The sequence below is a fragment of the Nocardiopsis sp. NPDC101807 genome (assembly GCF_044766605.1).
GTDB lineage: Bacteria > Actinomycetota > Actinomycetes > Streptosporangiales > Streptosporangiaceae > Nocardiopsis > Nocardiopsis tropica.
Genome location: NZ_JBIWMK010000007.1, coordinates 162603 through 184251, shown reverse-complemented (window position 1 = coordinate 184251; position 21649 = coordinate 162603). Strand labels below are relative to the sequence as shown.

Below are 21649 nucleotides of genomic sequence, written 5' to 3'. Positions count from 1 at the left end.
CCCGTCCCGCTCCTCGCCCACCCCTGTCACTCCGCCCACGTCCCGCCCTCCGTCGTCCGTGTCCCCACCGCACCGCGCACGGGCGCGGCACGCATCCGCCCGCCCCCGTCGTCGGGGGCCGTCCCCCTCCGCCGGGCCCGGTCCCCCCCAGCATGTCCGGCGCGCGCGCCCCGCGTCGCGACGGCTCGCTCAGGCGCGCAGGAACGTGTCCAGCGCGCGCACCCCGAACCGCAGCCCGTCCACCGGTACGCGCTCGTCCACCCCGTGCAGCAGCTTGGTGTAGTCGAGCCCGGCGGGCTGCGCCAGGGGGGAGAAGCCGTAGCAGTCGATGCCCAGCCGGGAGAACACCTTGGCGTCCGTGCCGCCGGCCAGGCACACCGGCACCACGTGGGCGCCGGGGTCGTGGGCCAGCAGCGCGGAGCGCAGGGCCCCGAACACCGGAGAGTCCACGGGCGCGTCCACCGGCGGCGAACCGTGGGCGTACTCCCAGGACACGCGGTCGCCGGTGAGCTCGCCCATGGTGGCCTCGAACTGGTCCTCGGCCCCCGGGAGGACCCGCCCGTCCACTCCGGCCGTGGCCTCCCCGGGCACCACGTTGACCTTGTACCCGGCCGAGAGCATGGTGGGGGCCGCGCTGTTGCGCGTGGTCGGGCCGATGAGCCCTGCGGCCTCTCCCAACCGGGAGACCAGCGCGTCCAGGGCCTCGGCGGTGTCGGTGTCGCCGGGCGCCCTGTCCACCCCCAGCGCCGACGCGATCGCGTCGATCGACGCCCGGGTGACCGGTGTCAGGTGCAGCGGCCACTCGTGCCGGTCGATGCGGGCGACCGCCTCCGCCAGCGCGCCGACCGCGTTGTCGCGGGGCGGGCGGGAGCCGTGGCCCGCGGTCCCCTTGGCCCGCAGGGTCAGCCAGGCGCTGCCGCGCTCAGCCGCGCCCACGGGGTAGAGGCGGACGGGGCGCCCGTCCGCGCCGCGGGCGTGGACGGTCTCCCCGCCGCCCTCGCCGATCCCCGCGGAGCAGCCCTCGAACAGGCCGGGGTGCTCGCGGACCAGGTGGTCGGCGCCGTAGGCGGCGCTGTCCTCCTCGTCGGCGACGAACGCCAGCACGATGTCGCGGCGGGGCCGCAGCCCGTGCCGTGCCCAGTGGCGTACGACGGCGGTGACCATGGCGACCGTGTTCTTCATGTCCACCGCGCCGCGTCCCCAGAGGGCGGGCACGCCCGTGACCGGGCAGTCGGCGATCTCCCCGGAGAAGGGCGGGACGGTCCAGTCGGAGGCCTCGGCGGGCACGACGTCCAGGTGGCCGTGGACCAGCAGGGCGGGGGCGCCGGGGTCGGAGCCCGGGACGCGGGCGACCACGTTGGAGCGTCGGGGGGCGGCCTCCAGGACGACCGGGTCCAGCCCGGCGTCCGTCAGGGCCTCGGCGGCGAACTCGGCGCAGGCGCGCTCGTCGCCGTCGCCGCCGCCGCGGTTGGTGGAGTCGCGGCGGATGAGTTCGCGGGCCAGGCGGAGGGCGTCGTCGCCCGCGGCGGCGAGACCGTCGGTGCTGTCGGGGGAGGGGGTGACGGGGTGGCCCACGGGCGCGGCCTCGCTCTCGGTGCGGTGGTGCGGACAGGGGGCGGCCGCGTGCCCGGCGGCGGCCCCCGCCACAGTTCTACCCGTAGTGGGCTTCCATCGCATTCGATATCAGCGTGGTCACCGCCTTGAAGCAGCGGATCATCTCGTAGGCGTCCGGCGAGGTGTACCGGACACGCCGGACCCCGGTGCGGGTGACGCCCGGCACGATGGCGGCGGCCTGGGCGAGCTGCGCGGAGTCCACCTCGACCTCGACGGCCCTGGGGGAGGGGGCGGCCGGCTCCACCCGCCCGGCCAGCAGCATGGCGTCGCGGGCCCCCGCCCTGATGTCCCTCGCGGTCCGCGCGGGCGGACGGCAGCGCGCGGCGTACCGGCTGACGTGGTCCTTGACCGCGACCGTGCGCGCGAACGGAGCGTAGGAGGCGGCGTCCTCGCAGGCGCGGTCGTCCCCCGTCACGAGGATGACGGGGGTGCCGTACTCGGCGACGACGGCGGCGTTGAGGCGTCCCTCGCCGGCCGGTTCGCCGTCCAGCCACACGCCGGTCACCGCGTTGGGCAGGTAGGTGTGGGCGAGCACGCCCTCCTCGCCCGCGCCGCAGTGGTACCCGAGGAAGACCACGCCGTCGCAGTCCCCCGCCTGGACGCCCTCGACCATCGAGAGCTCCTTGTGGCGACCGGTGATCATGGTGGCCTCGCCGTTCAGCTCCTCCAGCAGGAGGTTGCGCATGGTGGAGTGCGCCTCGTTGACGAGCACCTCGGTCGCGCCGCCCTCGAACAGCCCCGCCACCGCGGCGTTCACGTCGCCGGTGAACATGGACCTGCAGCGCTGCCACTGCTCGGTGCCGGGTTCGACGTCGGCGGGCCAGGTGACGCCGGTGGCGCCCTCCATGTCGGCGGAGATGAGAATCTTCACCCGGACGACACTACGCCCCGGCTCGCCGGGAGATCCACAGGCACGGCGTCACCCTTGCGACACGGGGCCGGGCCCCGCGTCGTCCGGCGCAGCACGCGCTCCCCGAAGCCGCGCACGATGCGGACGAAGTCCCGCGGCCGCTCGAAGTGGAAGCCGTGCCCCGAGTCCACACGGTGGAACTCCACGCCTTCGATCAGCGAGCGCGCCCGCGCCGCGTCGTCGCCGTCCATCGCGGCGAGCAGGACGCCGTCCTCGCCGTAGGACCAGTCGGCGTGGATCAGCACGGTCGGGACGGTGATCCGCGCCAGGGTCCCGGCGTGGTCGAACCCGTCGTGGAAGCTGTTGTCGTGGAACGCCTCGCCGAAACGCGGGTCGTAGGAGTCCATGGCCAGGAACATGTGGTTGAGCACCGGCGGCGCCCAGGGGATCCGCGGCGGCCGGCCGGGGTGCCGGGCCCTGTACCGCAGGGCGCTGCCGCGGACCGCGGCCCCCGCACCCCGGAACAGCTTCCACATCCAGGCGTTGCGCAGGTAGTGGTCGGTGAAGTCCGACGCCCCTCCCTCGCGCAGGAACCCGTGCGCGGCGGTGCTGAGGTCCACGTGGTTGAACGTCGCCTCGGCCCTCGGGTGGACGGAGGAGAACAGCGGGGGGTCCTCCAGGACGGCGCCGGCCACCTTCCCGGGGGCGTCGGCGGCCATCACGGCCGCCACCAGGCCGCCCGAGGAGTGGCCGACGACCAGCGCGGGCGCGCCGACCACCCGGTCGAGGAACCCCTCCAGGTCGGCGGCCACGGCCTTGGCGGTGTACCTCTCCGGAACCCTCGCCGACCCCCCGTGCCCGTGGCAGTCCACGGCGAAGACGTGGAAGTCCCGCGACAGAGCGGGCAGGACCCTGTGCCAGCTCCGCCAGTCGGTCACCTGTCCGTGGACGAGCAGGAGCGGCGGGCCGTTGGCGGGCCCCTCCGCGTAGTTGAGGAGCACGCCGCCGACCTCGGCCGTGTGCTCGGCGAAACCGGCCCGCGCGGCGCGCGCGGCGTCCCAGTCCGCGTACACCGCGTTCCTGAGGAGCCAGCCCGCCGCCGCCAGGGCCGGCAGCGCGAGCAGGGCGGCCCCCGCCGGAACCCACCACGCCATACGTCAACGCCCTCCCGTCGCCGCGCGCCGCCGCGCCCCGGCCGGCCCCCGCCCGGGGCTCATCCCTCGGCCCGGGTTCCGCGCCCCGGCGTCCGGGGGTCGCTCTCGGGGAACTGCTCGAACAGGTCGGGGCGGACGATGGCGATGCCGCGCTCGACGTCGGCGAGCAGCAGCAGCGTGTCCCCGGGGCCGATGCCGAAGAGCTCCCGCGCCCCCTTGGGGATGACGATCTGCCCCTTCTCGCCGACCCTGACGGTGCTGGCGAACCTGCCCTCGGGCCGCCCCTCCGAAGTGCCCATCGTCGGCTCCCCACAGTGAGAATTTTCTTTCCAGTGGGAAAAGTATAACTCGTTCGACCCGCGTGGCAAGGGGGAGCCGCGGCGCGGGCCGAGGCGCCGGCCGGCGCCGTGAGAGGACGAACGGGCCCCGGAGCGGTGCTCCGGGGCCCGTGGACGCCGCGTGCCTACGGCAGGGTGAGGATCTCCGTGCCGGTCTCGGTGACCACCAGGGTGTGCTCGAACTGGGCGGTCCACCTGCGGTCGGCGGTGACGGCGGTCCAGCCGTCGTCCCACATGTCGTACTCCACGCCGCCGAGCGTGATCATCGGCTCGATCGTGAAGGTCATCCCCGGCACCATCACGGTGTCCGCGCGCGGGTCGTCGTAGTGCGGGACCACCAGGCCCGAGTGGAACTCGGGGCCCACGCCGTGGCCGGTGAAGTCGCGGACCACGCCGTAGCCGAACCGCTTGGCGTACGACTCGATGACCCGGCCGACCACGTTGATCCGGCGGCCCGGCCGGCACGCCTTGACGGCGCGCATGGTCGCCTCCCTGGTCCGCTCGACCAGGAGCCGGTTCTCCTCCGACACGTTCCCCGCGAGGAAGGTGGCGTTGGTGTCGCCGTGCACGCCGTCCTTGTACGCGGTGATGTCGATGTTGACGATGTCCCCGTCGGACACCTCGGTGTCGTCCGGGATGCCGTGGCAGATCACCTCGTTGAGGGACGAGCACAGCGACTTCGGGTAGCCCTTGTAGCCGAGCGTGCTGGGGTAGGCCCCGTGGTCCAGCAGGAACTCGTGGCCGACCCGGTCCAACTCGTCCGTGGTCACCCCCGGCCGGACGTGCCTGCCGACCTCCTCCAGGGCCTGCGCCGCGATCCTGCCGGCCACCCGCATCCGCTCGATCGTCTCGGGCGTCTGCACGTCGCCCAGAACTCCCTCCACCGGGTACTTCTGACCGACGTACTCCGGGCGGACGATGGAGGGGGGAACCGAACGTTGGGGCGAGATGCGCCCAGGCACCAGCGGAGTAGTCATGGAGACTGATTGTAGTTCGTGGGCGCCCCCGCCCGGCGTCCGCGAGGCGCCGGCCGGTGGTGTGAGGAGCACCCCACGCCGGGTAGACCCGCGACAGGACCGACCGACAGGAGGCGGACGAGCGTGAACGACGTACAGGACGACGGCTGGTGGTACTGCCTGACCCACAACAGGGTCGAGCACGGCGCCGGATGCCCGAACAGGGAGAGGATGGGCCCGTACCCCGACGAGGCCACGGCGGCCCGGGCGCTGTCGATCGCGGCCGACCGCAACGAGGAGTGGGACGCCCAGGACGAGCGCGAGGCGGACGGCGGTTCGTGAGGGTCCGCGGACCCGGACGGCGCCGCCTCTGACAGGATCGGTCCATGACTGAAGAGAGCACGCCCGAGAGCGCGGACACCGCCGGGCAGACCATCGCGGTCCTGGGCGGGACCGGCGACCAGGGGCGCGGCCTGGCGCGCCGGTTCGCGCTGGCGGGCCACACCGTCGTCATCGGCTCCCGCAGCGCGGAGCGGGCGGAGAAGGCCGCGCGCGAGCTGGCGGAGGGGGAGTCCGCGCGGATCGACGTCCGCGGCCTGGACAACGCCGCCGCCGCCGAGGCGGGCGACGTCGTCATCGTCGCCGTGCCGTGGGACGGGCACAGGGAGTTGCTGGAGGGCCTGGTCGAACCCCTCGCGGGCAAGATCGTGGTCGACTGCGTCAACCCGCTCGGGTTCGACGAGAGGGGCCCGTACGCGCTCGACGTCGCCGAGGGCAGCGCGGCCGAGCAGGCGGCCCTGATCCTGGAGGGGAGCCGGGTCACGGCCGCCTTCCACCACGTGTCGGCGGTGGTGCTGCTGGACCCCGGGGTCGAGCGGGTGGACCTCGACGTCCTGGTGCTGGGCGAGGACCGCGCCGCCACCGACGAGGTGCGCGCCCTGGCCGAGCGGATCCCGGGCGTGCGCGGGGTCTTCGGCGGGCGTCTGCGCAACGCCCACCAGGTCGAGGCGCTCACCGCCAACCTGATCGCGATCAACCGCCGGTACAAGACCCACGCGGGCCTGCGCGTCACCGGTCTGTGAACCCCGTACGCGCCGGGGCCGCGGGGAGGCGCTCCCCACGGCCCCGGCCCGGGGCGCGGCTCAGGAGAGCCAGCCCCTGACCTTGTCGACCAGGGCGGCCGGATCGTCGCCGACGGGGGTGACGTTGAGCTGGGTGACGCCCGCGGCCCGGAAGGCCTCCACGCGCTCGCGCACGTAGGACTCGGGGCCGACCAGGTTGGTCAGCTCCACGAACTCCTCGGGCACGGCCGCGGCGGCCTCGTCCTTCCTGCCGTCCAGGTACAGGTCCTGGATCCGCTCCGCGGCCTCCTCGTAGCCGTAGCGGCGGGCGACCGTGTTGTAGAAGTTCTTCCCCCTGGCCCCCATGCCGCCGACGTACAGCGCGATCATGGGGCGCACGAGGTCGAGCAGCTTCCGGGTGTCCTCGTCCTCGCCGATGGCGAGCAGGCCCCCGGCGGTGATCTCCAGCCCGCCCAGGGAGGGGTCCCGCTTCGCCCGCCCCTCGGCCAGGGCCTCTCCCCACACCAGGTCGGCCTTCTCGGGGATGAACAGGTGGGGGAGCCAGCCGTCGGCGATCTCGGCGGTCATCGCCACGTTCTTCACGCCCAGCGAGGCCACGTGGACGGGGATGTCCGGGCGCCGGGGGTGGTTGATGATCTTGAGGGGCTTGCCCAGGCCGGTGCCCTTCTCCGGCGGCAGCGGGATCTGGAAGACGGAGCCGTCGTGGGTGAGGCGGTCCTCGCGCGCCCAGATCCTGCGGCAGATCTCGATGGTCTCGCGGGTGCGGGCGAGGGGCCTGGTGTAGGGGACGCCGTGGAAGCCCTCGACGACCTGCGGTCCGCTGGCCCCCAGGCCGAGGACGGCGCGCCCGCCGGAGAGGTCGTCGAGCCCGGCGGCGGTCATCGCGATGAGGGTCGGCGTGCGGGTGTACATCGGCAGGATGGCCGAACCGATCGCCACGGTCTCGGTGCGGGCGGCGATGTACCCCATCAGGGTGGGGCTGTCGAACCCGTAGGCCTCGGCGACCCACACGGTGTCGAGCCCGGCCTTCTCCAGCTCGACCACCCGGTCGACGGCGGCCTTGGGGTCACCCGCGTACTGGAGCGGCATCGAGATGCGCATGTGTGTCCTCCCGGGAGGGCCGGACCCCGGCCCGTGTGGGTGCTGGGTACGGGAGCAACTCTACTGCCGAGTACCGTTCGGCCTGTGTCCCGGCCCACACCCCGGCGGCCCCTCCGGGGAACCCCCGGAGGGGCCGCCGACCGGGGCCCGGCCGGCGGCGGGGGCGGTCAGCGGGGGGAGTCGCCGGTGACCAGCGGCAGGGACGGGTCGGCGGCCCACGCGGTCATCGAGCCGTCGTAGACGGCGACGTCCTCGCGGCCGACGAGCGCGAGGGCATGGGCGACCCCCGTGGCCGCGATGCCCCCGCCGCAGTACGTGACCGGGGTGACCCCGGGGTCGAGGAGGCCCGCGCCGTCGAAGAGGGCGCGCAGCTCCTCCACCGGCCTGAGCCGGCCGGTCTCCGGGTCGAGGACCTCGCCGACCGGCAGGTTGACGCTGCCGGGGATGTGGCCGTCGCGCGCGTAGGTGTGCTTGTCGCCCCTGTAGGTCTCCGGGTCGAGCACGTTGACGAGCACCGTCCTCCGGTCGTCGACGGCCGCGGCCACCTCCTCGGTGGAGCGCAGCAGCTCGGGGCGCCGCTCGGCCTGGAAGGCCATGGGGACCGGGGTGGGGGTGGGCTCGTCCGTGACCGGCAGGCCGGCGGCCTTCCAGGCGCGCAGCCCGCCGTCGAGGACCACGGCGCCGTCGAAGCCCTCCAGGCGCAGCTGCCACCACAGGCGGGTCGCCCAGAACCCGGTGCTCCGGTCGTAGACCACGACCGTGCGGCCGGGGCCGATCCCCAGGGCGCCCGCGCTGACCGCGAACTTCTCCGAGGGCGGCACGGTCCACGGCGCGGGGGCCTCCGTGTCCGCGAAGTCGGTGGTCAGGTCGGCGAAGAGGGCGCCCGGGACGTGCTCGGCCTCGAAGCCCGGCCGGCCCGACTCCACCGTGTAGGGGCCCTCGTCCGGGACGGACAGGAGGGTGGTGGAGTCGACGACGACGAGGTCCTTGTCGTCCAGGTGGTCGGCGAGCCACTCCACGCTGACGGTGGGTGCGGTGTGGTCTGTCATGGTGCGTCCCCCTGTATCCGATAAATCCGATCAGGAATGCATGCTATCCCGTGGAGGGCGAAAGCCCTGGTGACGATGGTCACCGGGGTTGCGCCGACCCCGCGGACCCCTGCCGTGCCCCGCACGGGGGACCGCCGGCCGGGGCCCGCGCCCCGGCCGGCGGCCGTCGCCTCGCCGCCGGCGCCCCTCCCGGGACGCCGGCCCTACCGCTCCCCGCTCAGCTCGCGTACGAGTGGCGCTCCTCCGGGAAGGCCCCGCTGACGACCTCGTCCGCGTACGCAGAGGCCGCGTCGCGCAGCGTCTCGTGCAGGTTGGCGTAGGTCTTGACGAACTTCGCCACCTTCGGGCTCAGCCCGGCCATGTCCTGCCACACCAGCACCTGGGCGTCCGTGGACGGACCCGCGCCGATGCCGACGGTCGGGATGGAGAGCTGTTCGGTGACCTGCGCGGCTACCTCGGCGGGCACGCACTCCAGGACGACCGCGAACGCCCCCGAGCGCTCCATCTCCTTGGCGTCCTTGAGCAGCCCGGCGGCGGCCTCGCCGCGGCCCTGGACCCTGTACCCGCCCAGCGTGTTGACCGACTGCGGGGTCAGGCCCAGGTGCGCCATCACCGGGATCCCGGCGGACACCAGCAGTTCCACCTGGGGCGCGACCGCGCGGCCGCCCTCCAGCTTCACCGCCTGGGCCCGCCCCTCCTTCATGAACCGCGACGCCGACTCCAGCGCCTGCTGGGGGGAGGACTGGTAGGAGCCGAACGGCAGGTCGGCGACCACCAGCGCCCGCCGGGTCGACCGGGACACGGCGGCGGTCAGGGGGACCAGTTCGTCCAGGGTGACCGGAACGGTCGTGTCGTAGCCGTAGACGACGTTCGCGGCCGAGTCGCCGACGAGCAGCACCGGGATCCCGGCCTCGTCGAAGACCCGGGCGGTGAGGGCGTCGTAGGCGGTCAGCATGGGCCAGCGCTCACCGCGGGCCTTGGCGGAGGCCAGGTCGCGGACGGTGACGCGGCGGCTGGTGACGCCGCCGTACAGGGAGTTGCCTGCGGGCGGGGTGTTGGCTGTGATGGTCATGGCGTGTTCTTCCTCCGTCGTCTCGAAGCACCTCGGCGGGTGTCCCCGGACATGTGGACGAATGATGGTCCGCGCTCGCGCGCGTGAGGGCCGTGCGGCCCCGGTGCGGCCCTCGTGGAGGGGGGCCGGGCGGTGCGGCGCCGGTGTCCCGGAGGGCTTCCGACCGCCGTGGCCGACGGTGCGGAACCGGTTCCTGCCGCCACACGGAAGCATCATCGCATGCCTGCGACACGCGTCTCCTCGCGGGATACAACCGGATTGCGCCGCCTGCTCATTCCCTGTACCTCTTGTTGCGGAAGGGCCTGCGGGGGTGAGCCGTCACACCGGCCGCGCCGCCGGGCGGGACACCGCCGGCCGCGGCGCGTGCCACGGCCCGAACCGTCCATCGGGGCCCCGGCAGCGGAGGTGGTTCGTGGACGCGCAGACGGCATACCGGCGAAGATGGGGCGGACTGGCGGTCCTGGTCATCTGCCTCCTCGTGATCGTCGCGGACAACACGATCCTCAACGTGGCGCTGCGCGTGCTCTCCGACCCGGAGGCGGGCGTGGGGGCCAGCCAGTCGCAGCTGGCCTGGGCGATCAACTCCTACACGCTGGTCTTCGCGGGGCTGCTCTTCGCCTTCGGCGTGATCGGCGACCGCGTGGGGCGGCGCCGCATGATCGTGGCCGGCCTCACCGTCTTCGGGGCGGCCTCGGCCCTGTCGGCCTACTCGCAGAGCCCCGAGCAGCTCATCCTCGCCCGCGCCGCCATGGGGCTCGGCGCGTCGATGGTGACGCCGCAGACCCTGTCGGTCATCACGAACGTGTTCCCGCCCGACCAGCGCGGACGCGCCATCGGGATCTGGGCGGGCTCGGTCGGGCTCGCGATGGCGATCGGCCCCTCGGCGGGCGGACTGCTCCTGGAGAACTTCTGGTGGGGATCGATCTTCCTGATCAACGTGCCCTTCGTGGTTCTCGGGCTGGCGCTGGTGTTCTTCCTGATCCCGGAGTCGAGGGACGCGAACCCGGGGCGGCCCGACGTCCTCGGCGTGCTGCTGTCCATCCCCGGCCTGGTGCTCCTGATCTACGGCATCATCACGGCGGGGGAGCGGGCCTCGCTCGCCGACTGGGACGTGTGGGGCGCGCTGGCCGCGGGCGTGGCCGTGCTCGCGCTGTTCCTGGTGCACGAGTCGCGGACCGAGGACCCGTCCCTGGACGTGCGCTTCTTCCGCGACCCCCGGTTCAGCGTCTCCATCGCCACCATCATGGTGATGTTCTTCAGCATGTCGGGGATCATCTTCTTCCTGAGCTTCTACTGGCAGAGCGTCCGGGAGTTCACGCCCTTCGCCGCGGGCCTGCTGGTGCTGCCCGCGGCCGTGGGGCAGATGGTGATGGCGCCGCTCAGCCCGACCCTGGTGCGCCGGGCGGGGCCGCGCGTGGTCGCCGCCTGCGGTGTGCTCGGGGTGTGCGCGAGCTTCGTGTTCTTCACGCAGCTGGAACCGGACACGCCGCTCCCGCTGATCATCGGCTTCTTCCTCCTCCAGTCGGGGTCGATGGCGGTCGTGCTGACACCCGCCACGGACGCGATCATGTCGTCGGTGCCGCCGGGCAAGGCGGGGGCGGCCTCCGCCGTGCAGAACACGGTCCGCCAGGTCGCGACCGCTATGGGGGTCGCGATCCTGGGTGCGGTCATCTCCTTCCGCTACCGGGCGGGGATCACCGACAGCCTCGACCGGTTCGCGCGGGAGGAGGACGGCGGCGGACCGGACCCCGGCGAGCTGCACGCGGCGGGGGAGTCGATCGAGGGCACCCTGGCGCTCACCCGCGGCGCCGGCGAGGCCGGCCGTGCGCTGGTCGGCCCCGCCAAGGACGCGTTCATGACGGGCCTGCACACCGCCGCGACGGTCTCCCTGTGCTTCGGACTGCTCGGGCTGGTAGTGGTCCTGGTCTGGATGCCCCGCGAGGCCGGCCGCCACCAGGAGGCGGACGCCCCGGGGGACGGGGACGCCTGAGGGCGCTGAGGACGGCGCCGGGAGGGGCCCGGCGCGTCCGGACCGCGCCGTCGGGCGACACCGGGCGACGCGCGGGGCGGGGCCGGTCGCCTACGTTGGGGGCATGCGCCTGACCGCCTTCACCGACGTCTCCCTGCGACTGGTCATGCGGCTCGCGGTGGCGGGGGAGGGCGAGCTCCTCACCACGAGGACCGCCGCCGGCATGCTCGCCGTGCCGTACACGCACATGGCCAAGGCCGTGGCCCGCCTGTCCGGCATGGGGATCGTGGAGACCCGGCGCGGCCGCAACGGGGGGCTGCGCCTGACGGAGGAGGGGCGGCGGACCCCGGTCGGGACGATCGTGCGGGCCCTGGAGGGCGGGGGAGACCTCGCCGGCTGCGAGGACGACCCGCCCTGCCCCCTGCGCGCGGCCTGTCGCCTGCGCGGCGCCCTGCGCGACGCGCGCGAGGCGTTCTACGCCTCCCTCGACACCGTCACCGTGGAGGCGCTGGTGGCGCCGCCGACCCGGGACACGCTCTCCCTGCTGCGCCCGGAGCAGGCGGCCGGACCGTCCGCCTGATCCCGGGCCGGGCGGGCCGCGTGCGCTCCCGCGAGCCCGGGTCGTCCACAGCCCCTGGCGGAGGCCGCCCGTCCGCGGTTCCATGGATACAGGGGGTGCTCCGCCGCCGCCCGCACCGTGCTGCCCTCCGGCCCCCGCCCCCGCCCGCACCGTGCCCCGTCCGCGCCGTGCCGCGCCCTCGCCCCCGCACCGTGCTGCCCTCCCTCCGCCGCGCCGCGCTGCCCTTCCTCCGCCGTCCGCGCCGCGCCGCGCTGCCCTTCCTCCGCCGTCCGCGCCGCGCCGCGCCGCGCCCCGCCCCGCCGCCGGTCCCGCCCCCGCCTGCACCGTGCCCCGCGTGTGGCGAAGGTCTCCGCGCGGGCGCCACGGGCGCGGCGCCGGGTCCGGGACGCGACCTTCGCTCCCGGACGGAGGGGACCGAGGTCCCGGCGGGCGCGGCCGCACGGCCCTGGCGCCGGGGCCCCTCACACCGTTCCCGACCCCTCGCACCTGCGGCGACGCGCCCTCCCGGGCCGCGGCGGGGCCCCGGAGGAGGACCCCGGGGGCGGGTCCTCCCCGGGCGGATTTAATGTGCATTTCAGATACCAATTATCTGATCCGGGAGGGTTCCACGCCTCCCGGAGAAGGAGGACGGCACATGCTCTCCACCGAGTCCGCGGCCACGGTCCGGGCCACCATCCCCGTCGTCGCCCGGTCGCTGGACACCATCACGGCCCGGTTCTACGAGACGATGCTCGGGGACCGCCCCGAACTCCTCGACGGCATGTTCAACCGGGGCAACCAGGCCTCCGGCGAGCAGCGCCGGGCCCTGGCCGGATCGATCGCCGCCTTCGCCACCGCGCTCCTCGACCACCCGGACGAACGCCCCGACGCCCTCCTCTCCCGCATCGCCCACAAGCACGTGTCCCTCGGGGTCACCGAGGACCAGTACGCGGTCGTGCACAAGTACCTCTTCGGCGCCATCGCCCACACCCTCGGCGACGCCGCCACCCCGGAGGTGGTCTCCGCCTGGGACGAGGTGTACTGGCTCATGGCCGGCGCGCTCATCGCCCTGGAAACCCGCCTGTACGACACGGCCGGGTACGCCGGCCGGGACGTCTGGCGCCCCTGGCGGGTGGCCGAACGCCGCGAGCAGACACCCGACGCCGTCTCCCTCACCCTCGAACCCGGCTTCGACGACCCGGTGCCCGACTTCCTGCCCGGCCAGTACGTCAGCGTCCGGGTGCGCATGCCCGACGGCGTGCACCAGGCCCGCCAGTACTCCCTGAGCGGATGGGACGGCAGGCGCCGCCGGATCACCGTCAAGCGGCTGCGCGCCGGCGGGACCCCCGCCGGGGAGGTCTCCACCCTGCTGCACGACACCGCCGCCGTCGGCGACACCCTCGCGGTGTCCGCCCCCGCGGGCGACGTCGCCCTGTCCGAGGGCGACCACCCCCTCCTCCTGGTCTCCGCCGGGATCGGCTGCACCCCGATGGTCGCCATGCTCCACCGGCTCGCCGAACAGCGCAGCGCCCGCCGGGTCCTCGTCCTGCACGCCGACCGCGGGCCCGCGGAGCACGCGCACCGCGACGAGACCGCCGCGCTGGTCGGCGCGCTCCCCGGGGCGGACCTCCGGACCTGGTACGGGAGCGGCGCCGACGGGCGCATGGACCTGTCCGGGGTCGAGGTCCCCGAGGGCGCCGAGGTCTACCTGTGCGGACCCCTGCCGTTCATGCGCGACGTGCGCACGCAGCTGCTCGACGCCGGGGTGCCCGCACGCCGGGTCCGCTACGAGGTCTTCGGCCCCGACCTGTGGCTGGGCGCGGCCTGACCTCCGGAAGGGCGGCCCGGAACCGGGCCGCCCTCCCGGAGCTCGGCGCCGAGGGGCCGTCGGGCGGACGGGTGCGCCGCCACTGGGCGGTCCGCCGCGAAACCGACATACTGAACGGCATGCAGTCCCACGGCCCCTCCCCCGTCCTCGTCGGACGCGACCGCCAGCTCGCCCGCCTCGCCGGGGACGGGCGCCGCGCCCGGACGCACGGCGCCCGCGCGACGCTCGTGTGCGGCGAGGCCGGGATCGGCAAGTCCCGGCTCATCGAGGAGTACCTGGCACGCGCGGACGCGGGCCGCACAGCGGTCGGCGGCTGCCTCGAACTCGGAGCCGAGGGCGTCCCGTTCGCCCCCTTCACCACTCTGCTGCGCCACCTCGCCCGGGAGGAGGGCGCGCCGCCCTCCGCCGCCCACCGCCGGGAACTGGCCCGGCTCCTCCCCGAACTCGGCCGGGCGCCCGAGGAGGCGGACGACGGCCGCGCCCGCCTCTTCGAGTCCGTGCTCACCTTCCTGGAGGAGCGCTCCCGCCCGGGCGGGCTCCTGGTGGTCGTGGAGGACCTGCACTGGGCGGACGCCTCCACGCGCGACCTGCTCGTGTTCCTCCTGCGCAACCTCGGTGACGTCCCCGTCCACCTGGTGGTCAGCGTCCGCACCGACGACGTCCACCGCACCCACCCCCTGCGCAGGCTCCTTCCCGAACTCGAACGCCTGCCCCGCGTCGACCGCCTCGACGTCGGCCCGCTCGACCGCGACGCGGTCGCCGCCCAGGCGTCCGCGCTCCGCGGCGGGGCGCTCGACCCCGCCGCCCTCGACCTCCTCCTCGAACGCACCGGCGGAACCCCCTGTTCGTGGAGTCGTTCCTCCACGGCCGGGACCCCGCCGCAGGCCCCATCCCGGAGGGGCCCCGCGACCTCCTCCTCGCCACCGTCGAACGCCTGCCCGACGCCACCCGGCGCGTCCTCGGCCTGGCCGCCACCGCGGGGGACCGGGTCGGCCACTCCCTCCTGGCCGCCGTCGCCCGCAGGTCCGGGATCACCGAGGACCAGCTCGACGACGCCCTGCGCCACGCCGCCGACGCCCGGGTGCTGCGCGCCGCCGACGAGGGCTACGCCTTCCGGCACGCCCTCCTCGCGGAGGCCGTCCACACGGACCTGCTGCCCGGCGAGCGCGTCCGGATCCACCGCCGCTACGCCGATGCCCTCGGGCGGGGGGTCCCGGGCATGTCCGCCGCCGACACCGCCGTCCAGCTCGCCCACCACGCCCACGCCGCCCGCGACCAGCCCCTCGCCCTGACCGCCGCCTGGCGGGCCGCCGGCCACGCGTCGAGCGCCGCCGCCCACCCCGAGCACCTGGCCCTGCTCGAACGCGTCCTGGAGCTGTGGGACCTGGTCCCCGACGCCGCGTCCAGGGTCGGGCAGCCGCGCGGCGAGGTGCTGCGCCGCGCTTCCCGCGCCTCCCTGGACGCCGGGCACCCGCGCCGCGCCGTCGACCACGCCACCGAGGGGCTGAGCGAACTGGGCGTCACCGGCTACCACGATCCGGGCGGCCCGCCGCCCGGGGACGCGGAGCTGATCGCCGGGCTCCGGCACGCCCGGGCCCACGCGCTCAAGGAGATGGGCAGGGACGGTGCGCTCGAGGACCTCGCGGACGCCATCGCCGTCCTGCCCCACGGCCACCCGCTCGCCGCCGCCGTCGGCTCGACCCTGGCCGCCACCCTGATGATGCGCAACCACCATGTGCAGGCCAGGCGCAGTGCGCTCCGCGGACTGGAACAGGCCCGCGCCGTCGGCGACCGCTACAGCGAGGCGGACCTCCTCGTCACCCTCGGCACCCTGTCCTCCACGGAGGAGCACGAGGCCGGACTGCGGATACTGGCCGGCGGCATCTCCCTCGCCCGGGAGTCGGGCTTCGTCGAAGTGGAACTGCGCGGCCTGAACAACCTGGGCGGCGCGTTCCAGCGGATCGGCAGGGGGGAGGAGCACGGCCGGATCGCCGAGGAGGGGCTGCGCCGCTGCGCGGAACTCGGCGTGGCCCGCACCCAGAGCGACCCCTTCCACCTGGGGATCGCGGTCAGGCTCTCCCACCAGGGCCGTTTCGCGGAGGCCGAGGAGCGGCTGGCGATGATCACCGGCGACACCGTGTTCATGGCGCGGGCCCGCACCCTCCGGATGAACATCGCCCACCACCGGTGGGACCTGCGCGGGGTCCGGGAGGCGATGGAGGACTTCCGGAGGCTGCTGCCCGAGCACGGCAGCTCACCCTCCGAGTACCTCCCCCTCCGCTTCACGGACATGCAGCTGGCGGCTGAGGAGGGGCGCCACGGCGAGGCCTTCGACCTGGCCGTGCTCCAGCTCGACAGCGGCGCGGATCACCGCGCCCCCTTCTCCGACGAGCTGTACGTGCTCGGACTGGCCCCGGTGGGCGACGTCGTCGACCTCCTGCGCGGGGAACCGGGCCGTGAGGGGGAGGTCCGCGTCCTCGCCGCCGGGCTCCGCAAGGTCTTCGACGGGTTCCCGCACGGCACCCGGCACCCCGGGCTCCTCCTGCTGCGCCACCAGGTCATGGCCCAGATCGGCGAGGCCCCCGAGGAGGCGCTGGCCGAGGCGGAGGCCGCGGTCTCCCTGGCCGGCGACCGGGAGGACGTGCTCACCGAGGGGCGCATCGGGCTGGTCGCCGCCCGGGCCGCCCTGCGGGCCGGCGACCGGGAACGGGCGGGCGCCCACCTCGCCGCCGTCCAGCGCCTCGCCCGCAGGTACGGACTGCGGCTGTTCGCGCGCCAGGCGCAGCGGCTGTGCCTGCGCCACGGGCTGCCCGATCCCGGGCGGTCCGCCGCGGTCGGCGCCTCCCCGGTCCCCCCGGCCCTCACCGACGGGTCGCCCCCCGGCGGGGGACCGGGGGCGTCCGCGGCCGCTGCCCGCGGGGGCGGGCGGCCCGCCGGCCTCACGCCGCGTGAGGCGGAGGTGCTGGCCGAGGTCGCCAAGGGGCGCACGAACCGGGAGATCGGCGAGGCGCTGTTCATCTCGGCGAAGACCGTGAGCGTGCACGTGACGAACATGATGGCGAAGCTGGGGGTGTCCAACCGCAACGCGGCTGCGGTGCGCGCCCGCGAACTCGGCCTGGGGTGACCCGGGCCCGGGCGCGGCCCGACCCGGTCTCCCGCGGGTCCGGGTCCGCCGAGGCACGCGCGGGGCGTCGGCGCGGGCGGTGCAGGGCGCCGAGGGCCTTCCGGTCCGGTGGTGGACGTCGCCGTCCACACCGGTGCCGGAGGCCCTCTTCGCCTGGGTCGGGAGGGGCGGACGCCACCGACCTCCGTGGCCGGTGCCCCTAGAGCGTCGGCAGGTACCGCTGGAGCTCGTACGGCGTGACCTGCCGCCGGTAGGAGTTCCACTCGGCCTTCTTGTTGCGCAGGAAGAAGTCGAACACGTGCTCGCCCAGGGTCTCGGCGACCAGTTCGCTGTTCTCCATGATCCGCAGCGCCTCGTCCAGGCTCTGGGGCAGCGGCCGGATGCCCAGCGCGCGGCGCTCCGCGTCGGTCAGCGCCCAGACGTCGTCCTCCGCGCCCGGGGGCAGCTCGTAGCCCTCCTCGATGCCCTTCAGCCCGGCGGCCAGGATGACGGCGTAGGCCAGGTAGGGGTTGCAGGAGGTGTCCAGCGAGCGGATCTCGATCCGGCTGGAGTTCGACTTGCCGGGCTTGTACATGGGCACGCGCACCAGGGCCGAGCGGTTGTTGTGGCCCCAGCAGATGTACGCCGGGGCCTCGCCGCCCATCCCGGCGGAGGCCGCGGGGTCGTCCCACAGGCGCTTGTAGGAGTTGACCCACTGGTTGGTGACCGCGGTGATCTCGTCGGCGTGGCGCAGCAGGCCCGCTATGAACCCGCGGCCCACCTTGGACAGCTGGAAGTCCGCCCCGGGCTCGTAGAAGGCGTTGCGGTCGCCCTCGAACAGCGACAGGTGGGTGTGCATGCCCGAACCCGGGTACTCGGTGAACGGCTTGGGCATGAACGTCGCGTAGACGCCCTGCTCCAGCGCCACCTCCTTCATCACGAGCCGGAAGGTCATGATGTTGTCGGCCGTGGTCAGCGCGTCCGCGTACCGGAGGTCGATCTCCTGCTGGCCGGGACCGCCCTCGTGGTGGCTGAACTCCACGGAGATGCCCATGGCCTCCAGCATGTTGATGGCGTTGCGCCGGAAGTCGTGCGCGCTGTTGTGCGGGGTGTGGTCGAAGTAGCCGCCCGAGTCGTTGGGCTCGGGGAACTCGCCCATCTCGGGCATCTTCTTCAGCAGGTAGAACTCGATCTCGGGGTGCGTGTAGAACGTGAACCCCAGGTCGGAAGCCTTGCCGAGCTGTCTCTTGAGCACGTGGCGCGGGTCCGCCGGCGAGGGGGAGCCGTCCGGCATCAGGATGTCGCAGTACATCCGCGCGGTGCCGTGGGGCTCGTTGCGCCAGGGCAGGACCTGGAACGTGGACGGGTCGGGCTGGGCCAGCATGTCGGCCTCGTAGACGCGGGCGAACCCCTCGATCGCCGAGCCGTCGAAGCCGATGCCCTCGGAGAAGGCGGCCTCCAGTTCGGCGGGGGAGATCGCCACGGACTTGAGGTACCCGAGCACGTCGGTGAACCACAGCCTCACGAACCGGATGTCGCGCTCCTCCAACGTGCGGAGCACGAATTCCTGCTGTCGATTCACGATCAACCTTCCTCGCTGCCGGTCGGTCCGGCGCCGGTCCGCTGCCTGCGGAGCCGGGCCGGGCACGGTGTCCCAGGGCCAGTGTGCCGTGCGGATATTTCCGGGGTATTTCCGCACACGCCCACCAGGCTGCCCGGACCGCCCCCGCACACGCATTATGACCTGTGACGGGGGGCCGGGGGCCAACGACCCACGCGCCCTTCGCCACACCGGCGCGCGCGGGCCCGCGCGCGCCCCGCGGGACGGCCGGGACCGCGTCCGGCCGCCGCCGGGGACGGCGTCAGCCCAGGCCGAGTTCGCGCAGCCGGGCCCCGGCCGCGGTCCGGTTGGGCACGCCCAGCTTCGCCAGGATGTTGGACACGTGCACGCTGGCGGTCTTGGCGGAGATGAACAGCTCCCCGGCGATCTGCGCGTTCGTGCCGCCCGCCGCCAGCAGCCGCGCCACCTCGCTCTCCCGCGCGGTCAGCCCCGACGGCGCGGCGGGCGGGGCGCCGCCGTCCCCCAGCGCCACCCCCATCCGCCGCGCCAGGTCCGCGGAGGCGTTGGCCAGCGGCACCGCGCCGCAGGCCTCGGCCGCCCCGTGCGCCCCGCGCACCAGGCACGCCGCCCGCGAGCGGTCCCCGGCCGCCACCGCCGCCGCAGCCGTGCGCAGCCGCGCCGCGGCCAGGTGCAGCCGCATCGGCGTGGCCTCCCACGCCGCCACCGCGGACGACCACCGCTCCAGGGCCTCCCCGGGCTCCGAGCCGTCCGCCTCCCCGAGGCGGGCCCGCACGGACGCCCGGTAGGCCTCCTGGGCGGTCCCGTGGGACGGCATCGACGACACCACCCCGGCCACCAGGGCGCCCACCCGGCGCGCCAGCGCGACCGTCTCCGCCGGGCGGCCGGGCACGGAGCCCGGACCGGGGGCGGCGGCCCGGCGCACGGCCTCGGACATCGCGTCCGCCAGCGGCCACGTGTACCCGTGCGCCTCCTCCAGCGCCATCTGCTCCAGCGCGCTCTCCGCCAGGGACAGCGCCGCGCCGACGGAGCCCTCGACCAGGTCGGTCTCCAGCTGCCCCAGAACGGCCAGCTGCACGATGTTCATCCGGGAGCCGGTCAGCGCCCGCTCCCGCTCCGCCGCCGACGCCGCCCGGCGGGCCGCGGCCAGGTCCCCCTGCGCCGCCGCGGCCCGCGCCAGGACCGCGTCCATGTAGGTGTGGTGCGTGTTCGAGGAGCTGGCGCGCAGGATCGGCTCGACGATCCTCCTGGCCTCGGCCAGGTTGCCCAGCTCGAAGTGGATCTCGGCCCGGTTCTGGTGGTTGAACGTCTTGTGGACCGAGGCCCAGCCCATCGCCTCGTGGCGGGCCAGGGACTCCTCCAGCACCGCCAGCCCCTCCTCGTGCCGGCCCAGCTCCCGGAGGAAGTGCGCGAGGTTGCCCGCTCCGCGCGCCTCCAGGGCGGGGTCCGAGGTCGCCGCGCCGTGGCGGATGCCCGCCTCGATGAGCGGGCGCCCCCGTTCCAGGTCCCCCGCCTGCATGTGGAGGCCGCCCAGGGTGATGCGCGCGTCGGCCGCCGCGCGCATGTCGCAGGACCGGGACGGGTCGGCGAGGGCGAGGACCTTCTCGGCCAGGCCCCGGGAGGTCCAACCGGCCCGTTCCAGCTCGCGCAGGCGCACCCGGTCGGGGACCTCCTCCCGGTCGATCCTGTGGAGGGCGGTCTCCCGGGCGAGGATGGACAGCAGCAGGGCGTACCCGGGCATGTGGGGCGGGTGGAGTTCCAGGGCCCGGGTCAGGTCCGCGATGCCCCCGCCGCGGGCCTCCTGGGAGCGCGCCATGCCCCGGCGGCGCAGCAGCTGCGCCCGCACGGCCCGCGTCGCGTCGTCGTCGCCGTCCTCGGGCAGGGAGGCCAGGGCCTCGTCGGCGAGTTCGACGGCGCGCCGGTGGCGCCCCGCCTCCACCGCGGCGCCGGCGGCCAGGCTGCCCACCTCGGCCCAGCTCCTGCCCTGCACGCGCTCGCGGGCGTCCGGGACCCGGTCCCACAGGGCCAGGACGCGTTCGAGCATGGCCAGCTCCTCGCCGTAGGCGAGGGTGTCGCCGGCGCGCACCGCGGCCCACCAGGAGGCCTGGAGGGCGCTGGGCAGCTCCTGTGCGGCGTTGTAGTGGTGTGCCTGCTCGGCGGCGCGGCGGTCGAACGGGACCGAGTCGGGGTACTCGTCGATGAGCTGCGCGAAGCGCATGTGCAGCCGGGCGTGGGGGCCGGGGAGGATCTCCTCGTGCACGGCGTCGCGCAGGAGGGCGTGCCGGAACCGGTAGCCGGTCCGGTCCGCGCGCAGCACGTTGGAGTCGACCAGGGTGTGCAGGGCGGCCTCCAGCTCCCGCTCGGGGAGTTCGGCCGCGTGGTGGAGCATGTCGTGCTCGACCAGGCCCGACACGGCGCCGACCGAGGCCACCCGCAGGACCGACAGGGCGGTGGCGTCGAAGCGGTGGAGCGGCTCCAGGAGCAGGTCGCGGAACTGGTCGGGAACCTCCGGCCCCTCGCCGGACCGGTCGACCGCCGCCGAGGCCAGCGCCTCGACGAACAGGGGGACCCCCTCGGTGCGCCGGTACAGCTCGTCCGTCTCGTGGGGTGTGAGGGCGGAGCCCCGTATCGCGGCGGCCTGGGCCCCGACCTCGGCGCGGCTGAGCGGCCCCAGCCGCAGCGGCTCGACGCCCGGCGCGCGCTGGAGCTCGGGGAGGAGGCGGCGGAGGGGGTGGCTGCGGTGGAGGTCGTCGCTGCGGTAGGTGGCGACGATCTGGACGCCGGGGAGGTCGAGGTTGCGGACCAGGAAGACGAGGAGGTCGCGGGTGGCGTGGTCCGACCAGTGCAGGTCCTCCAGGACGACGGTGACCCCGCCGCCCTCCGCAGCGCGGTCGAGCAGGCGCAGGACCTGCTCGAAGAGGATGCCGCGGTTCTCCGGACGCTGGACCGGCACGTCGCCCAGCTCGGGGAGGAGGCGGGCGAACTCGCCGAGGCCCCCGGGCGCCGCGGCCTCGAAGGCGGCCCGCCCGCGTTCGCGCAGCAGCTGGCGCAGGACCGCCGTGAAGGGCGCGTAGGACAGCCCGTCGACGCCGAGCTGGAGGCAGCCGCCCGTGAACACCGTCCCCGGGGGGAGGGCCGAGACGAACTCGCCGACCAGGCGGCTCTTGCCGACGCCCGCGTCGCCGCCGACCAGGACCATGCCCGACGCCTCGCCGCGGCAGCGCGCGGCGTGGTCCCGGAGGAGCCGGAGCTCGGGCTCACGGCCGACGAAGACGGTACTTATCTCGGCAAGTAGGGGCATACCGCACATTATGTCGAGCGCCGGTGACTCTTCCAGGGGTTTTCACCCGGCCGGGACCGCCGGCGCCGCCGGACCGAGGGGGCCGCCCCGTGTC

Annotated in this window: 16 protein-coding genes and 1 pseudogene; 7 read left to right on the top strand and 10 right to left on the bottom strand. The window is 74.9% G+C overall.

Annotation, left to right across the window (positions count from 1 at the left end):
• Nucleotides 1-189: 189 nt before the first annotated feature.
• The 5 genes from ACIRPH_RS22145 to map all read right to left on the bottom strand — a co-directional run bounded on the left by ACIRPH_RS22145 (nt 190) and on the right by map (nt 4933).
• Nucleotides 190-1575, bottom strand: coding sequence for a M20/M25/M40 family metallo-hydrolase (locus ACIRPH_RS22145; protein WP_402917797.1), 1386 nt, complete (start codon nt 1573-1575; stop codon nt 190-192).
• Between the two features lie 76 nt (nt 1576-1651).
• Complete coding sequence (locus tag ACIRPH_RS22140; RefSeq protein WP_402917176.1) at nt 1652-2485, bottom strand: M55 family metallopeptidase; 834 nt, start codon at nt 2483-2485, stop codon at nt 1652-1654.
• Nucleotides 2482-3618 carry an alpha/beta fold hydrolase gene (locus tag ACIRPH_RS22135; protein WP_402917174.1) on the bottom strand — a complete coding sequence of 379 codons (1137 nt, stop codon included), beginning with the start codon at nt 3616-3618 and terminating at the stop codon, nt 2482-2484. The genes ACIRPH_RS22140 and ACIRPH_RS22135 overlap by 4 nt, the downstream gene beginning before the upstream one ends.
• A 59-nt stretch (nt 3619-3677) precedes the next feature.
• The gene (locus tag ACIRPH_RS22130; protein WP_402917172.1) at nt 3678-3917 is read right to left on the bottom strand and encodes an AbrB/MazE/SpoVT family DNA-binding domain-containing protein; all 240 of its coding nucleotides are present in this window, start codon (nt 3915-3917) and stop codon (nt 3678-3680) included.
• Between the two features lie 164 nt (nt 3918-4081).
• A complete protein-coding gene (map, locus tag ACIRPH_RS22125; protein WP_402917170.1) occupies nt 4082-4933 on the bottom strand; it encodes a type I methionyl aminopeptidase in 852 nt (283 codons plus the stop codon).
• A 123-nt stretch (nt 4934-5056) separates the two neighbouring features.
• Between map and ACIRPH_RS22120 the strand changes: the two genes are divergently transcribed.
• Nucleotides 5057-5254, top strand: a complete 198-nt coding sequence (locus tag ACIRPH_RS22120; protein ID WP_344179785.1) for a hypothetical protein — start codon at nt 5057-5059, stop codon at nt 5252-5254.
• 44 nt (nt 5255-5298) lie between these two features.
• Entirely contained in the window at nt 5299-5994 is a 696-nt protein-coding gene (gene npdG / locus ACIRPH_RS22115) for an NADPH-dependent F420 reductase (protein ID WP_402917167.1), read from the top strand.
• A gap of 60 nt (nt 5995-6054) precedes the next feature.
• Here npdG and ACIRPH_RS22110 read toward each other — a convergent pair whose 3' ends face one another.
• From ACIRPH_RS22110 to panB, 3 genes are all read right to left on the bottom strand, one after another.
• Entirely contained in the window at nt 6055-7095 is a 1041-nt protein-coding gene (locus ACIRPH_RS22110) for an LLM class F420-dependent oxidoreductase (RefSeq protein WP_402917165.1), read from the bottom strand.
• Between the two features lie 167 nt (nt 7096-7262).
• Nucleotides 7263-8144 (bottom strand): sulfurtransferase, encoded by an 882-nt coding sequence (locus ACIRPH_RS22105; protein ID WP_402917163.1) that lies wholly within the window; start codon nt 8142-8144, stop codon nt 7263-7265.
• Nucleotides 8145-8361: 217 nt separating this feature from the next.
• Nucleotides 8362-9216 (bottom strand): 3-methyl-2-oxobutanoate hydroxymethyltransferase, encoded by an 855-nt coding sequence (gene panB / locus ACIRPH_RS22100; RefSeq protein WP_402917161.1) that lies wholly within the window; start codon nt 9214-9216, stop codon nt 8362-8364.
• A gap of 412 nt (nt 9217-9628) precedes the next feature.
• Between panB and ACIRPH_RS22095 the strand changes: the two genes are divergently transcribed.
• The 5 genes and pseudogenes from ACIRPH_RS22095 (at nt 9629) to ACIRPH_RS22075 (ending at nt 16696) form a co-directional block, all read left to right on the top strand.
• Entirely contained in the window at nt 9629-11206 is a 1578-nt protein-coding gene (locus ACIRPH_RS22095) for an MFS transporter (RefSeq protein WP_402917159.1), read from the top strand.
• A 103-nt stretch (nt 11207-11309) separates the two neighbouring features.
• On the top strand, nt 11310-11765 hold the full coding sequence (locus tag ACIRPH_RS22090; protein ID WP_402917157.1) for an RrF2 family transcriptional regulator: 456 nt from the start codon (nt 11310-11312) through the stop codon (nt 11763-11765).
• Nucleotides 11766-12399: 634 nt separating this feature from the next.
• Nucleotides 12400-13572 (top strand): globin domain-containing protein, encoded by a 1173-nt coding sequence (locus ACIRPH_RS22085; protein WP_402917155.1) that lies wholly within the window; start codon nt 12400-12402, stop codon nt 13570-13572.
• A 119-nt stretch (nt 13573-13691) separates the two neighbouring features.
• A pseudogene (locus ACIRPH_RS22080) lies at nt 13692-14150 on the top strand (ATP-binding protein); the annotation flags it as partial.
• Between the two features lie 269 nt (nt 14151-14419).
• Complete coding sequence (locus ACIRPH_RS22075; RefSeq protein WP_402917153.1) at nt 14420-16696, top strand: LuxR C-terminal-related transcriptional regulator; 2277 nt, start codon at nt 14420-14422, stop codon at nt 16694-16696.
• Nucleotides 16697-16895: 199 nt separating this feature from the next.
• Here the strand turns inward: ACIRPH_RS22075 and ACIRPH_RS22070 are convergent, their stop codons facing one another.
• Together ACIRPH_RS22070 and ACIRPH_RS22065 are read right to left on the bottom strand one after the other, a co-directional pair.
• Nucleotides 16896-18257, bottom strand: a complete 1362-nt coding sequence (locus ACIRPH_RS22070; RefSeq protein ID WP_267948838.1) for a glutamine synthetase family protein — start codon at nt 18255-18257, stop codon at nt 16896-16898.
• Nucleotides 18258-18537: 280 nt separating this feature from the next.
• Nucleotides 18538-21564 (bottom strand): AAA family ATPase, encoded by a 3027-nt coding sequence (locus ACIRPH_RS22065; RefSeq protein ID WP_402917150.1) that lies wholly within the window; start codon nt 21562-21564, stop codon nt 18538-18540.
• Nucleotides 21565-21649 lie beyond the last annotated feature (85 nt).